Annotated in this window: 16 protein-coding genes; 10 read left to right on the top strand and 6 right to left on the bottom strand. The window is 31.7% G+C overall.

What is annotated here, in order from left to right; all coding sequences use genetic code 11:
* The first annotated feature begins 130 nt into the window (after positions 1-130).
* From GQR97_RS01815 to GQR97_RS01800, 4 genes are all read left to right on the top strand, one after another.
* Positions 131-583: an Lrp/AsnC family transcriptional regulator gene (locus tag GQR97_RS01815; RefSeq protein WP_158844514.1), complete on the top strand. Its 453-nt coding sequence runs from the start codon at positions 131-133 to the stop codon at positions 581-583.
* Positions 584-697: 114 nt separating this feature from the next.
* A complete protein-coding gene (locus tag GQR97_RS01810) occupies positions 698-1366 on the top strand; it encodes a VOC family protein (RefSeq protein ID WP_158844511.1) in 669 nt (222 codons plus the stop codon).
* Between the two features lie 64 nt (positions 1367-1430).
* Positions 1431-2189 carry a peroxide stress protein YaaA gene (yaaA, locus tag GQR97_RS01805; protein ID WP_158844508.1) on the top strand — a complete coding sequence of 253 codons (759 nt, stop codon included), beginning with the start codon at positions 1431-1433 and terminating at the stop codon, positions 2187-2189.
* A 71-nt stretch (positions 2190-2260) separates the two neighbouring features.
* Positions 2261-2986, top strand: a complete 726-nt coding sequence (locus tag GQR97_RS01800; protein ID WP_158844505.1) for a hypothetical protein — start codon at positions 2261-2263, stop codon at positions 2984-2986.
* Between the two features lie 3 nt (positions 2987-2989).
* On the opposite strand, the gene GQR97_RS01795 is transcribed toward GQR97_RS01800, so the two are convergent.
* Entirely contained in the window at positions 2990-3124 is a 135-nt protein-coding gene (locus GQR97_RS01795) for a 30S ribosomal protein THX (protein ID WP_158851556.1), read from the bottom strand.
* A gap of 63 nt (positions 3125-3187) precedes the next feature.
* On the opposite strand from GQR97_RS01795, the gene GQR97_RS01790 reads away from it, so the two are divergent.
* Together GQR97_RS01790 and GQR97_RS01785 are read left to right on the top strand one after the other, a co-directional pair.
* Positions 3188-3865, top strand: a complete 678-nt coding sequence (locus tag GQR97_RS01790; protein WP_158844502.1) for a uracil-DNA glycosylase family protein — start codon at positions 3188-3190, stop codon at positions 3863-3865.
* 48 nt (positions 3866-3913) lie between these two features.
* Positions 3914-4507: a pseudouridine synthase gene (locus tag GQR97_RS01785; protein WP_158844499.1), complete on the top strand. Its 594-nt coding sequence runs from the start codon at positions 3914-3916 to the stop codon at positions 4505-4507.
* 94 nt (positions 4508-4601) lie between these two features.
* On the opposite strand, the gene GQR97_RS01780 is transcribed toward GQR97_RS01785, so the two are convergent.
* From GQR97_RS01780 to htpG, 4 genes are all read right to left on the bottom strand, one after another.
* Positions 4602-5237, bottom strand: a complete 636-nt coding sequence (locus GQR97_RS01780; protein WP_158844496.1) for a hypothetical protein — start codon at positions 5235-5237, stop codon at positions 4602-4604.
* 4 nt (positions 5238-5241) lie between these two features.
* Positions 5242-5736: an RNA polymerase sigma factor gene (locus GQR97_RS01775; RefSeq protein ID WP_158844493.1), complete on the bottom strand. Its 495-nt coding sequence runs from the start codon at positions 5734-5736 to the stop codon at positions 5242-5244.
* Positions 5737-5983: 247 nt separating this feature from the next.
* The gene (locus GQR97_RS01770; protein WP_158844490.1) at positions 5984-6451 is read right to left on the bottom strand and encodes an FKBP-type peptidyl-prolyl cis-trans isomerase; all 468 of its coding nucleotides are present in this window, start codon (positions 6449-6451) and stop codon (positions 5984-5986) included.
* 166 nt (positions 6452-6617) lie between these two features.
* The gene (gene htpG / locus GQR97_RS01765; protein ID WP_158844488.1) at positions 6618-8534 is read right to left on the bottom strand and encodes a molecular chaperone HtpG; all 1917 of its coding nucleotides are present in this window, start codon (positions 8532-8534) and stop codon (positions 6618-6620) included.
* A 251-nt stretch (positions 8535-8785) separates the two neighbouring features.
* Here htpG and GQR97_RS01760 point away from each other — a divergent pair, with 251 nt between their 5' ends.
* The 4 genes from GQR97_RS01760 to GQR97_RS01745 all read left to right on the top strand — a co-directional run bounded on the left by GQR97_RS01760 (position 8786) and on the right by GQR97_RS01745 (position 12244).
* Positions 8786-9790, top strand: a complete 1005-nt coding sequence (locus GQR97_RS01760; protein ID WP_158844486.1) for a 3-oxoacyl-ACP synthase III family protein — start codon at positions 8786-8788, stop codon at positions 9788-9790.
* A gap of 448 nt (positions 9791-10238) precedes the next feature.
* On the top strand, positions 10239-10652 hold the full coding sequence (locus GQR97_RS01755; protein ID WP_158844484.1) for a hypothetical protein: 414 nt from the start codon (positions 10239-10241) through the stop codon (positions 10650-10652).
* A 199-nt stretch (positions 10653-10851) separates the two neighbouring features.
* The gene (locus GQR97_RS01750) at positions 10852-11304 is read left to right on the top strand and encodes a GNAT family N-acetyltransferase (RefSeq protein WP_158844482.1); all 453 of its coding nucleotides are present in this window, start codon (positions 10852-10854) and stop codon (positions 11302-11304) included.
* A 577-nt stretch (positions 11305-11881) separates the two neighbouring features.
* A complete protein-coding gene (locus tag GQR97_RS01745) occupies positions 11882-12244 on the top strand; it encodes a CoA-binding protein (RefSeq protein WP_158844480.1) in 363 nt (120 codons plus the stop codon).
* Here GQR97_RS01745 and GQR97_RS01740 read toward each other — a convergent pair.
* Positions 12241-13707, bottom strand: coding sequence for a sodium:solute symporter (locus tag GQR97_RS01740; protein WP_158844478.1), 1467 nt, complete (start codon positions 13705-13707; stop codon positions 12241-12243). The two genes, GQR97_RS01745 and GQR97_RS01740, sit on opposite strands and share 4 nt — an antisense overlap.
* Positions 13708-13709 lie beyond the last annotated feature (2 nt).

Raw genomic sequence — 13709 nt, 5'->3', positions numbered from 1 at the left:
AACTATGGTTTATAAGTGTAAAATATTTTTATATATGAAATATTAGAAAATTAAACTATTTAATTTAGATTAACAGTATAAAAAACTATATTGAGGTTTGAGGATTTAAATGATAGAAAAATAATCTAGTATGGACGATATTGATAGACGAATTTTGATGCAACTTCAAGAGAATTCGAAGCAAAACACAAAGGAAATAGCGAGTAAAGTAGGGTTGAGTGTTACACCTACTTACGAAAGAATTAAAAAATTGGAGCAACAGCATATTATAAAATCTTATGTGGCTTTATTGGATAGGACTAAAATTGGAAAAAAGATTATTGCTTTTTGCCAGATTACCTTATTGAAGCATCAAAAAACAATGGCAGATAATTTTAATAATGAGATGTTATTGTTGCCAGAAATTATGGAGTGCCATCGAGTTTCTGGAAATTACGATTATTTACTAAAAGTAGTTGTAGATGATATTTCGGAATTTCATGAGTTTGTAAATGAAAAATTATCAACTGTAGAAGGTATTTCAACCATTCATAGCTCCTTTTTATTGAATTCCGTTAAAGATAATACAGCTTACAATTTGTAGTTATAGTTTTTGCTTATGGAGTTGTGATTGTTGTATAATATTTACTTATTTATGAATAAGTTTTATCATTCTCATATTATAAAAAATTCCTTTTTACCAACTTATCTTTGAGTTATGAAAATAGAAGAAATCACATTATTCACTAATCAAATTGAAAAACAAAAACAGTTTTATCAAAATGTTATGGAGTTTGATTTAGTTTTTAATTCCGAAGAAAAAATAACGTTTAAAACGGGGAGTAGTTTGTTGAGTTTTCAATATAAGAAGGAGGTTAAACAAGCGCATTTTGCATTTAATATTCCATCGAATAAAATAGATGAAGCTTTAATTTGGTTGCAAAAACGTGTTACTATTTTACCTGATGGCGAAGAGAGTATTTCAAATTTTTCAAGTTGGAATGCTAAAGCTGTTTATTTTTATGATACCGATAATAATATTGTCGAGTTCATAGCAAGACGAGATTTAAATGAAGAATTATTGACAGTTTTTTCATCAAAAAGTATTATTTCAATAAGTGAAATTGGTATGGTTACCACCAATATTTCTAAGCTATATGAGGCGATTTCGAGTATAAAGCCAATTGCTGTTTTCGACGGAAACTTTAATCGTTTTTGTGCCTTAGGAAATCATGAAGGTTTGTTTATTTTAATCGATAAAACAGTTAAAACTTGGCATCCAACAGGAGAAACTGCTTATACTGCAGATTTTGTGATTAAAGGTGATTACAACTTTAGTTTTGTTGATGGAGCAGTCCAAACAGCTCAAAGAAATATTGTAAATTAGATGTTTTAATAAAAATAGAATTTTAATAAGAATATCCCCAAAAACAGGGAATAAATATAAAGGAATGAAATTAGTAATATCACCAGCAAAATCGTTAGATCTAGAAACAGAATTACCAACAAAACAATATACGGAAGGTCGGTTTTTAAAACAAGCAGATCGATTAAATAAAGTGCTTAAAAAGAAATCGGCTAAAAATTTATCCGAACTTATGAGTATTTCTCCTAATTTAGGTCAGTTAAATTACGAGCGTAATCAAGATTGGAAATTACCGTTTACTCCAGAAAATGCACGGCCAGCTGTGTACGCTTTTAATGGCGATGTATATCGTGGATTAGATGCTTATAACTTGCCAGAAGAAAAAACGGAAACATTGCAAAATACCGTGCGTATACTTTCTGGTTTGTATGGTGTTTTAAAACCATTAGATTTAATACGGCCTTACCGTTTAGAAATGGGAACAAAACTACCTATTGGAACCAATAAAAACCTTTACGAATTTTGGAAAAAAGATATTGTAAAAGTTTTAAATGAAGAGCTCGAAGATGGTGAGTTGTTTTTAAATTTAGCGAGTAATGAGTATTTTAAGGCTGTCGATAAAAAAGCATTAAAAACATCAGTGGTTACTGCTAATTTTAAAGAATTTAAAAATGGTGATTATAAAATTATTTCGTTTTATGCTAAAGAAGCGCGTGGCCTTATGGCGCGTTATGTTATAGATACCAATGCGCAAACCATAGACGATTTAAAAGGGTTTAATTATGGCGGTTATAGTTATAGCGAACCTATGTCTAAAGAGAACGATTTGATTTTTATTCGATAAAACTCATAGCGTTTTTGAACTTTGTAAAAATTAGAAACATTAAATTTGAAGATTAAACTTAGAATAAATTAATGTATTACTATTTTATTATTGCTTTTCAGGTATATTGTATCTATCACATGTACAAAAATGGAAACTCCTTTTATTGGGCGCTTCTTATCTTTTTTGTACCTCTAATTGGCTGTATTATTTATTTGGTTACGCAAGTTTATAACAAGCGTGATGCAGAAAAAATAACAAGTGAAATAACAAATATTATAAACCCAACTAAGAAAATTAGGGATTTAGAGAAGCAGCTCGAGTTCTCAGAATCTTATCAGAATCGAGTGAATTTAGCCGATGCTTATTTAGCAAATAAAGATTATAACAATGCGCTTCCTCTTTACCTAAAAGAACTGAAAGATGGCTATGAAAATGATTTTTACGTAAATACGAAATTGGTTGAAGCTTATTTTTTAGCTAAAGATTATAGTAAAGCTGTTTTTTATGCTGAAAAAATTAAAGATAAATTAGAATACAAGAAGTCCAAAACTCAATTTATTTGCGGCTTGGCATATGAAAAACTAGGTGATTTTGAAGCTGCTGAACACAATTTAAGACAAATAGATATTCGTTATTCTTTTTATGAAGAGCGTTTAGTTTTTGCTGAGTTTTTAATAAATAGAAATAAAAAGGAAGAAGCTAGAACTATATTAGAAGCCATAAAAACGGAATCGCAGCACATGACGAAACCTAACCAAAAGTTATATCGTAGAACGGTTGTTCAAGTCGAAAAACTGTTATCGGAATTCGATTAGGAATTATTTGACTTTAACTTTATTAGTGATGTCAATTTTAATTTCAACAGATGGTTTCTTTTTAACACGTGGTCGGCGAGAGCCAAACGTTCCTCTGTTTATTTTTCCGCGTTTTGTTTTTTTATCACCTTTTCCCATATAGATAGATTTTTTTTGTTTCAAATTAATATACTAAATTTTAGCTTAAAAATCAAGTAAAACGTGTTTAAACATAGGCATCCATATCAACCTTTTATAAAAGAAGACACTACAAAGTTGATAGTGGGCACATTACCACCACCGCGGTTTTCAACTGGTGATCTTTTAGAAAAAGATGTGGACTTCTGTTATGGTAGTTATTACAATTCGCTTTGGTTGTTTTTGGATAAAATTCATGATTTAGGTTTGCGTTTCGATAACTCGGAAGAAGCTATTGCAGAACGAAAACAGTTTTTAATTGCGCATAAAATTGGCGTTTGCGATATTGTGGGCAGCTGCGAGCGGGATAAAATAGATGCATCGGATTTGGGGATGAAAAATATAAAACTTCGAGATGTTATTGGGTACTTAAAAGAATTTCCGAATATTAATACGCTTTTATTTACTGGCGGAAATAGTGAAAATGGTCCCGAATATTTTTTTAGAAAACACATAAAAGATTACAGTTTAAAGTTAGAATTAGTTTCTAATGAAGTTCCTAGAATTCATAAGTTTGAAATGCCAGTTGAATTGTTGAGAGATGATGCAAAACGTATTATTAAAACAGTGTCCTTAACCTCGTCTTCTGGTTCTGCAAATCGAGCTATTGGAAGCATGGCGTTGTACAAACAGTTAAAGCAAAGTGACCCAAATTTTAATACTTTTGATTTTCGAGTGATTCAGTATCGAGAGTTCTTTTGATGTTAATGAAATTGCTTAGATTTAAAATAGAATAGGTAAAGATTACAAATGACTGAAAATAGTACAGAACATAAACATTATGCCATTTACAAACCTTACGGGTTTTTAAGTCAGTTTTACAGTAACTCTACACAACAGAAGCGTAAAAAATTTTTAGGTGAATTGGATAATTTTCCTGAAGGTATTATGGCTATTGGTCGTTTGGATGAAAAATCGGAAGGTTTGTTGTTACTAACTACCGATGGTAAAATGAGCGACTTTGTAAACAGCCAGAAAGTTGAAAAGGAATATTACGCGCAAGTTGATGGCGATATTACAGAAGAAGCTGTTGATAAATTAAAAGCTGGTGTAGAAATTGGTTTTGATGGTAAAAAGTACCAAACAAAGCCGTGCAAAGCTTTTAAATTAGATGCTATTCCAGATGTGCCAGTTGCACAGCAAAAGATAAGAGATGATAGGCATGGGCCAACCACTTGGGTATCTATTACTTTAAATGAAGGGAAGTTTAGGCAGGTTAGAAAAATGACTTCGGCCGTTGGATTTCCTACGTTAAGATTGGTACGTGTTCGTGTGGGTACACTAGGCTTAAGTGGAATGCAAATTGGTGATGTTATTGAACATAGCAGGTTTTCCTTGCGTTAGGGATTGCAGTGAAAAACCCACAGCAAGACCAATGTTAATTGGGCTTGCGAGGATTTGTAGCGGAAAGCCCGACCCTTGGGGAACGCCCAAATGTTTAGACTTCTAGTTTTTTAATTTCGTTGTAATTTCTATTCAGTTGTTTTAATAGTAGGCCGTAAATAAGCTTGTAAAATAACCAGATTACTCCAATAAATATACTTGTAAATAAAAGTAGAAATGCAATTATGAGCAGCATTTTTTTATTTCCGAATGTGGTTAAATCATTGGCTATTACCGGATCGTTGTGTAGCGCGTAATAAAAGCCAACCATAAGTGATACGCCTGCCATAACAAGGTTATAAAGCACATAGTATTTTATTACTTTTCGTGTTTTAAGTATGTTTTCCATGAGTTTTTTTGCGCTATCAGTAACCGAAATAGATTTGTACGATTTGTAGAGCAAATAAATAAAGATTAGGATGATGGCGTAACTGAAAAAGGTAATTGCACCAAGTACAAAATCGTTGGTGTAAATGGCTTCTAGCTTTGCTTTATATTCGGTTGAGCAAAAATAGGGTATTGTGTTTACGATAATCCAAAACACGAGTTCGGCTATGCTAATGTAAAATAGGGTCTTCACTATGGAAGACGATTTTTTATGCAACATCGGGTAAATATCATTTACCGTTAGTTTTTTCTGGTCGGGTTTGGTGGTGTTCCAATCCTTTTTTAAGATATCTAATTCATCCATAGGGTTACGGATTTAGTATAGTTTTAAGTTTCGTTTTTATTCTATTCATTTTCACTCTGGCATTCACTTCACTTATTCCTAATGTGGTACTTATTTCTCTATAGTCTTTGTCTTCTAAATACAAGAATACTAACGCTTTTTCAATGTCGTTAAGCTGGTGTACAGCTTTGTAAAGCACTTTTAATTGTTGTTCTTCGGTATCGTCGTAATCTTCGGCTTTTATTTTAAATGCTACACCTTCAAAATCTTGTGTGTTTATGGTGCGTTTAGATTTTCGGTATAAGGTAATAGCCGTATTTAAAGCCACGCGGTACATCCATGTACTAAATTTTGCATCGCCACGAAATTTGGGGTACGCCTTCCATAACTGGATGGTTATTTCCTGAAACAAATCGTTATGGGCATCATAGTTATTGGTGTACAAACGACAAATTTTGTGCACAATATTTTGATGCTTTTCGAGCAATTCTACAAAACTATGTTCTAGTTCTTTATTCAATGTGATGGGTTAGTTATTTTATAAGTAGTTTGAAATTTAAAATTGTTACAAAAAAATTAGAGTATTTATTTAAATTTAACCTCATGGTTAATTATGTGTTTGGTATTTAGTTGTTTGGAGATGTTTTTTTTTATGTTGGAAATATAATAATTTAATATAAAAACGGCTGTCTAAAATATGGTTTTAGCTAAATTAATAGTAAACCATATTTTAGGTAGCCGTTAAATGATTTTTTATATGGTATTGCTTAATTTACCGCTAGAAGCGAAATATCAAAAATTAATACAGAACCAGCAGGAATACCATTGTAATTATAACTTCCATAAGCTAAGTGCGCTGGTATTAAAAGCATACCGCTACCGCCTTCGTTAAAATAGGTAATGCCTTCTGTCCAGCCGGGAATTACTTGGTTTAAATTGAAGGAGATACCGGTTTCGTCGCTCTCATCGAATACAGTACCATTTGTAAAGTAACCTTTGTATGCAACCGTTACATTGTCTGCAGATGTGGGTTGCGTTCCTGTACCTTGTGTGTTTATTACGTAATAAAGGCCAGTGCTACTTTTTTGTGCTGTTAAATTGTTTTCTGCGATATAAGCTAAAATTTCAGCATCGTTTTCTACTGTGTAATCTTTGTAAGTATTGCTTGTGGTATCATCGCTTCCACAGGATGTAAAAAGGATTAATGCAAATACAATTAATAAGGTGTTTTTCATTTTTATTTCTTTTTTAAGCAAATATAGTAGAAATATATTCTGTTTTAGAAGTTAGTTTAAAATCAACTTTAGTACAATATCTTTAAAATAAAAAAAACCACTCTGTTTTCACAAAGTGGTTTTGGTTTTTATATTTCCGCGAAAGCGAAAAAGTAAAATAAATTATTTACTTAATCATTTCGTAACTACGTTTAATAAAGTTTGTTAATTCTTCACCTTTTAATAAACCTTGAGAAAGGCGTGCTAAATCTAAACTTTGTATAATTAAACGCTCTTGAGTTTCCTTAACTTCGGTTGCTAAAATATCGTTAACTAAAACAGAATTTGTATTTACAATTAAGTTATACATTTCTGGCATGTTACCAAACATTTGCATACCGCCACCACCGGTAGCTTGCATTTCTTTCATTCTACGCATAAATTCTGGTTGCGTAATTGTGAATGGAGACTCATCGCTATCCATAGATTCTAACTGAACTGTGAATTTTTCTTGAGGAATAACTTCTTTTAATAAAGCGTCTAACGTTTTAGTTTGTTCTTCATCTAATTTAGAAATTGTTGTTTCGTCTTTCTTAATTAAATTATTGATATGGTCGCCATCAACACGAGCAAAAGTGATGTTCTCTTTGCTGCTTTCTAATTTTTGGATTAAATGTGAAACTATTGGAGAATCTAACAATAAAACCTCGTAACCTTTAGATTTGGCCGATTCAATATAGCTGTGTTGTGTATCTTTGTTAGATGCATAAAGCACTACTAATTTACCGTCTTTATCGGTTTGGTTATCTTTTATTTTGTTGAATAACTCCTCGTAAGTATAGTGAACGCCATCTACAGTTGGGTATAAAGCAAAAGCATCTGCTTTTTCAAAGAATTTCTCTTCAGATAACATTCCGTATTCAATAACGATTTTAATATCGGCCCATTTCGCTTCGAAATCTTCACGATTAGAATTGAAAAGAGATTTTAATTTATCGGCAACTTTTCTTGTAATGTAAGATGAAATCTTTTTTACAGCACCATCGGCTTGTAAGTAAGAACGTGATACATTTAAAGGAATATCTGGAGAATCGATAACACCACGTAACATGGTTAAAAATTCTGGAACAATACCTTCTACATTATCGGTAACATAAACTTGGTTTTGATACAGCTGAATTTTATCCTTCTGCATTTGCATACTATCGCTCGACATTTTAGGGAAGTATAAAATTCCTGTTAAGTTAAACGGATAATCTACATTTAAGTGAATGTTGAATAAAGGCTCCTCAAATTGCGCTGGATACAACTCGTGGTAAAAGTTTTTATAATCAACCTCTTCTAAATCTGCTGGTTGTTTTGTCCAAGCTGGAGTTGGGTTGTTTATAATATTATCAACTGTAATTTTTTTGTGTGGCTCAGTAGTTTCTTTACCATCTTTATCAGTTGTAGTTGCTGGTGTAAAATCTGGATCGTTTACTTCTTTTGTTCCAAATTTAATTGGCACAGGCATAAACTTGTTATACTTAGAAAGTAATTCGCTAATTCTATTTTCCTCTAAAAACTCAGTAGAATCTTCAGCAATATGAAGAATAATTTCTGTTCCTCTGGTTGTCTTGTCCGATGCTTCTAAAGTAAACTCAGGAGATCCGTCGCAAGTCCAATGTGCAGCTGGTTCTTCTTCTCTATGCGATTTAGTGATAATTTCAACTTTTTCTGCAACCATAAAGGCAGAGTAAAAACCTAAACCAAAATGCCCGATAATTCCAGAATCTTTAGCAGAGTCTTTATATTTATCTAAAAACTCTTCAGCTCCAGAAAAAGCCACTTGGTTAATATATTTTTCAACTTCTTCGGCACTCATACCTAAACCTTGATCGGTAATGTAAAGTTTTTTACCTTCTTTATCTATTCTAACCTCTATTTGTGGATTACCGTATTCAGCTTTAGATTCTCCAATACTTGTTAAATGTTTTAATTTTAACGTTGCATCGGTACCGTTACTAATAAGCTCACGTAAAAATATTTCGTGATCGCTGTATAAGAATTTTTTAATAAGCGGAAAGATATTCTCTACCGATACATTAATACTTCCTTTTGTCATGATATTAATTATTTTTTTATTTCCGCCTAAGCGAAAACTGATTAATTTAATTTTAACTTACTTCGATATAATAGTCAACAAAAATGCCAATTGAATAAATATGACAAAGTGACACGCTTTAAAGAATATTATACAATTCGTAATTTCAATCTGTCAAACTCGTCTGCTTTTAAATTATTGAAAAAAAATATTTTGGAAATTTGAGGAATTAGCAGACTTATTGTACTTTGCCTATCTAATCTAGAGATAGTATGTACAACTCAAAAATAATTGGTTTAGGGAAATACCTACCAGAAAACGTGGTAACTAACGACGATTTATCAAAAATAATGGACACCAACGATGCTTGGATCCAGGAACGAACCGGTATAGAAGAACGCCGTTGGATAAAAGAAGGTACCGATGATAGCTCTGCAGTTATGGGAGCAAAAGCAGCCAGAATTGCTATAGAGCGCTCTGGGTTAACCAAAGACGATATCGATTTTATTGTGTTTGCCACGCTAAGTCCAGATTATTATTTTCCAGGCTGTGGTGTGCAAATTCAAGATATGCTCGATATGGGAACCATTGGAGCGCTCGATGTGCGAAACCAATGTTCAGGCTTTGTTTACGCCATTTCAGTGGCCGATCAATTCATAAAAACCGGCATGTATAAAAACATATTGGTAATTGGATCCGAATACCATAGTAACGGACTAGATAAAACCACGCGAGGCCGTAATGTAAGCGTTATTTTTGGCGATGGAGCGGGAGCATGTGTGCTATCTCGTGAAGAAGATAACAGTAAAGGTATTCTATCCACACATTTACATAGTCAAGGTCAATATGCCGATAAACTTATAGTAGAATCGCCAAGTATAGGGCATTGGGTTCCCGAATTGAAAGAAGCTGGAGACGATGATATATCGTATTTTCCATACATGGATGGGCAATTTGTTTTCAAAAACGCCGTGGTACGTTTTAGTGAAGTTATCATGGAAGGTTTGGCTAAAAACAATATGCAGAAAGAAGATATCGATATGTTAATTCCGCATCAAGCTAATTTAAGAATATCTCAATTTATACAGCGAAAATTTGGATTAAACGACGATCAAGTATTTAGTAACATCCAAAAATATGGAAACACAACAGCAGCATCTATTATAATTGCCTTAACCGAAGCTTGGGAAGAAGGTAAAATTAAAGAGGGCGATAATGTTGTTTTAGCAGCCTTTGGTAGTGGATTTACCTGGGGAAGTGTTATTATAAAATGGTAAAAAGTTTTTAGTTATAAAAATATGGGCGTTTCCCTTCGGGTCAGGCTTTACATTACAAGTCCTCGTGCCCCGATTTCATCAGGGGCACTGTGGGCTTTTCATTGCAATCCTTAACGCGGGAGTTTGCTGAGGTGAATTAAGTATTATCTTCTTTTTTAATTTTTTGTTCTCATAATTTAGTTTCAGGATTTGCTGTAGACAAAAATAATTTACCAATTGAGTTTGCTAATATTTTTATTCAGAATAAAGAATAAAACCTTTGGATCAACAGCTTTAATATAAGCCTTATTGGGTTTAAGTATTGAACTAAAATCAGGTATATATTTAAGATTAAGTTATGGTTTTTGTTTACGTCCTAAAATATTTACGAGTTTTCTATTTTGTTTTTATTTACTAAATTACGGTCTTAAATACGTAACATACCATATACATTAAACCAACTTAAATTTTGATTGAAGAAAAAGATTTTTTATTAAGAGAAATTCAAAGGTTAACACTTCTTTTAAAAGGGCTTATATCTAAAGTTGAAGACTTAGATCTGGAGAATATTAATGTTGGAGTTAATGAAATTGGTGAGATTTTAAAAACAGAATTTGGTTTATCATTAAACGAAATTTCTAGAGTATCGAATGATGATATGCTGAAAATAATGCAGAATCTAGATGAAACTCATTTTGAAAAATTAATTGAACTCATTTTTAAATTAATTAAAAAGATTAGAAATAGTAATGAAATTATTGATATTGATGAATCTGAATTGATTAAAAAAAATCTATTTATGATTAATCTGTTGGATGAAAATTCTACAACTTTTTCATTAGAAAGAATGAACATGAAAAGCGTTTTACAACAATATTTGTAATTGATATTGGGTTTGTATTTAACTGCTCAATTACTTTTAATTCCCTTGCTAAAAACAGCTTAAGTATTGCCGTAATTTGGATTTACTTATAAATATTTTGTTTGTTATCTCCCTGTTCTTCTTCCTCAACTTCATGTATTAACACGCAATATGTTATAGATTCTGCATATCAACAATAAGATAAAAACTCAATTCAATAATGAACTTTAGAAAAGCAACAGAAAATGATATTTCTATAATCGTGGAAATGATGGCAGATGATATACTCGGGAAAAAAAGAGAAAATTTCCAAAACCCATTGCCTAATGCTTATTTAAAAGCGTTTGAAAAAATAGATTCTGATGTAAATCAAGAACTCATTGTTGTTGAAAATGATGATTTTGAAATCATTGGAACGCTTCAATTAACATTTATTCAATATTTGAGCTATTGTGGTGGAGTTAGAGCACAAATAGAAAATGTATTTATAAAAAAAGACCAAAGAGGACTCGGGATTGGAAAGACAGTTTTTGAATGGGCAATAAAAAGAGCAAAAGAAAAAAAAGCGCATTTAGTACAATTAACCTCTGATAAAAAAAGACCTCGGGCAATTAAATTTTACGAAAACCTTGATTTTAAAGCTACTCACGAAGGGATGAAATTACATTTTTAATAAATAAAAGAGGTTGCTTGTTTGTTAGGTGTTAGTTTTTTTGTGAAGTTCTTGCAAAAAAAATCTCTTTTTATTTTATAGATAAGAGTTTGCGAAAAACGAAAAACCCAAAACATTAAAGTTTTGGGTTTTTCTAGCTATTAATCAACTTTCACTAACACATAAGTGAAGAATCTTAAAAGCTTAGACGTAGAAAAGGTAATTATATTGCAAAAATATTTAAACTTTAACAGGTTTTAACATTTTGATTATCAATAAATAAAGCTCAGGCGTAAGCCTGAGCTTTAAAATAATAACCATCAAATTGTATACGTTTTTTGTAATGTTGAAGACGACTAACTCTAAATAATTATACCACGTATTTGTTTGGTTATCTGTACTATAACGAATTTTGGTTGGTTTTATTTTATAGATTTATATTTTTTTTCGAATAATGCAGCTTTGTTTTTGTCAGTTTTAAAAAAACTGAATTATTTTTATAGAAATTTTTGTTTAAAATGGTACAACTTTGTATGTTTTATTTCGAGTAAGGAAACTTTAAAAATTGCGTCTAAAACAGTCTAAAATAACTAAAAAAATGAGTAAAAAAACTTTGGTAATCGGTGCGTCTTTAAAGCCTGATCGCTATTCAAACATAGCTATTAAAAAATTAGTAGCTCATAAACACGAAGTAGTGACTATTGGTTTAAGAAAAGGAATTGTTGCAGGCGTAAACATTGATACGGAATTAGTGCTATATAAATCTATTGATACAGTTACGTTGTATTTAAACCCTAGCCGCCAAAAAGCCTATTTTGATTATATTCTTTCCTTAAAACCTGAACGTGTTATTTTTAATCCTGGTACAGAAAACCCTGAGTTTTACACTATTTTAAAAGAAAACAATATTACTTTCGAAGTTGCTTGTACTTTAGTATTATTATCTACAAAACAGTATTAAGTATTGCTTTTTTTCGATATAAGGTATAGGCCAATAAAAGTTAGCATGCCGTTTATAATTAAAAGTTCATAGCCAATAACGTAACCGCCAAGATTTTCGGCAGGAATGTTTCCTATAATAAAAGATAGGGTTAATGCAACCGCGGCAACTACCCAAACTAATTTATCTTTAATAGTTCGCTTGGTGAAAATTCCAAAGGCAAATAACCCTAATAGTGGTCCATAGGTATATCCTGCTACTTTTAGTAAATTATCAATAACATTACTGTCTAGTACATATTTAAAAATTACGATTACAATAATTAATAAAATACTCATTAATATATGTACGCGTTTTCTTAATCCTTTTTTAGTGCTTTCTTCTCGGTTTTCAATTCCTAAAAAATCTACGCAAAACGATGTAGTTAAGGATGTTAGGGCAGAATCGGCACTGCTGTAAGCAGCCGCAATTAAACCTAGTAAAAAGAAAATAGCTAGGGAGATGCTCAATCCTCCATTAAGTGCAATTTCAGGAAAAAGTAAATCTGTTTTTGGTTTTCCATCTAGCATTGGGATGGCAATGTTATGTTTTTCAGCATAAATAAATAGTAGAGCACCAAGTAATAAGAACACAAAATTAACAAAAATTAAAACAGATGCAAAGGATAGCATGTTCTTTTGCGCATCTTTTAAGGTTTTACAACTTAGGTTTTTTTGCATCATATCTTGGTCTAAACCTGTCATGCAAATTGCAATAAACATACCGCCTAAAAACGATTTCACAAAATAATTTTTAGCTAAAATAGAATCGGTAAACATAATTTTGTTGTACTTCGTTAACTCTTCCGAAGCAAGAAAATCTGTAAAACTCCAATTCAGTTCATCTGTAATTAAATATACAGCAACCACTAAGGCTGTAAGCATAAACAGGGTTTGTAGAGTGTCGGTCCAAATAATGGTTTTTATGCCGCCTTTAAAAGTGTAGAGCCAAATAAGCAAGATGGAAATACTTACAGTAACTACAAACGGAATTCCGTAAGCATCGAAAACAAATTTTTGTAAAACAATAGCGATTAAATATAATCTGAAGGCGGCTCCTAAAACTCGTGAGATAAAGAAGAAAAAAGCACCTGTTTTGTAACTTACGGTACCAAATCTACTTTCTAAATATTGGTAAATAGATATTACATTTAGTTTATAATAAATAGGCATGAGTACAAAGGCAATAACCAAATAGCCAACCAAATAACCGAAAACTACTTGCATATAGCTAAACTGCGATCCAGCAACCCAACCAGGAACGGAAATAAAAGTAACACCAGAAAGCGATGCGCCAATCATGCCAAAGGCTACTAAATACCAAGGAGCCGATTTGTTGGCTTTAAAAAAGGCGTCGTTGCTGTCTTCTTTACCTGTGAAGTAAGATATTAAAATTAATAGACCAAAATAAGCGGCTATTAGTAAAAGTATTTGTGTAGCTGTCATTA

It is taken from the genome of Algibacter sp. L1A34 (assembly GCF_009796805.1).
Lineage (GTDB): Bacteria > Bacteroidota > Bacteroidia > Flavobacteriales > Flavobacteriaceae > Algibacter.
Note: the sequence above shows the minus strand (reverse complement) of the source record. Positions and strands in the feature narration are given on the sequence as shown.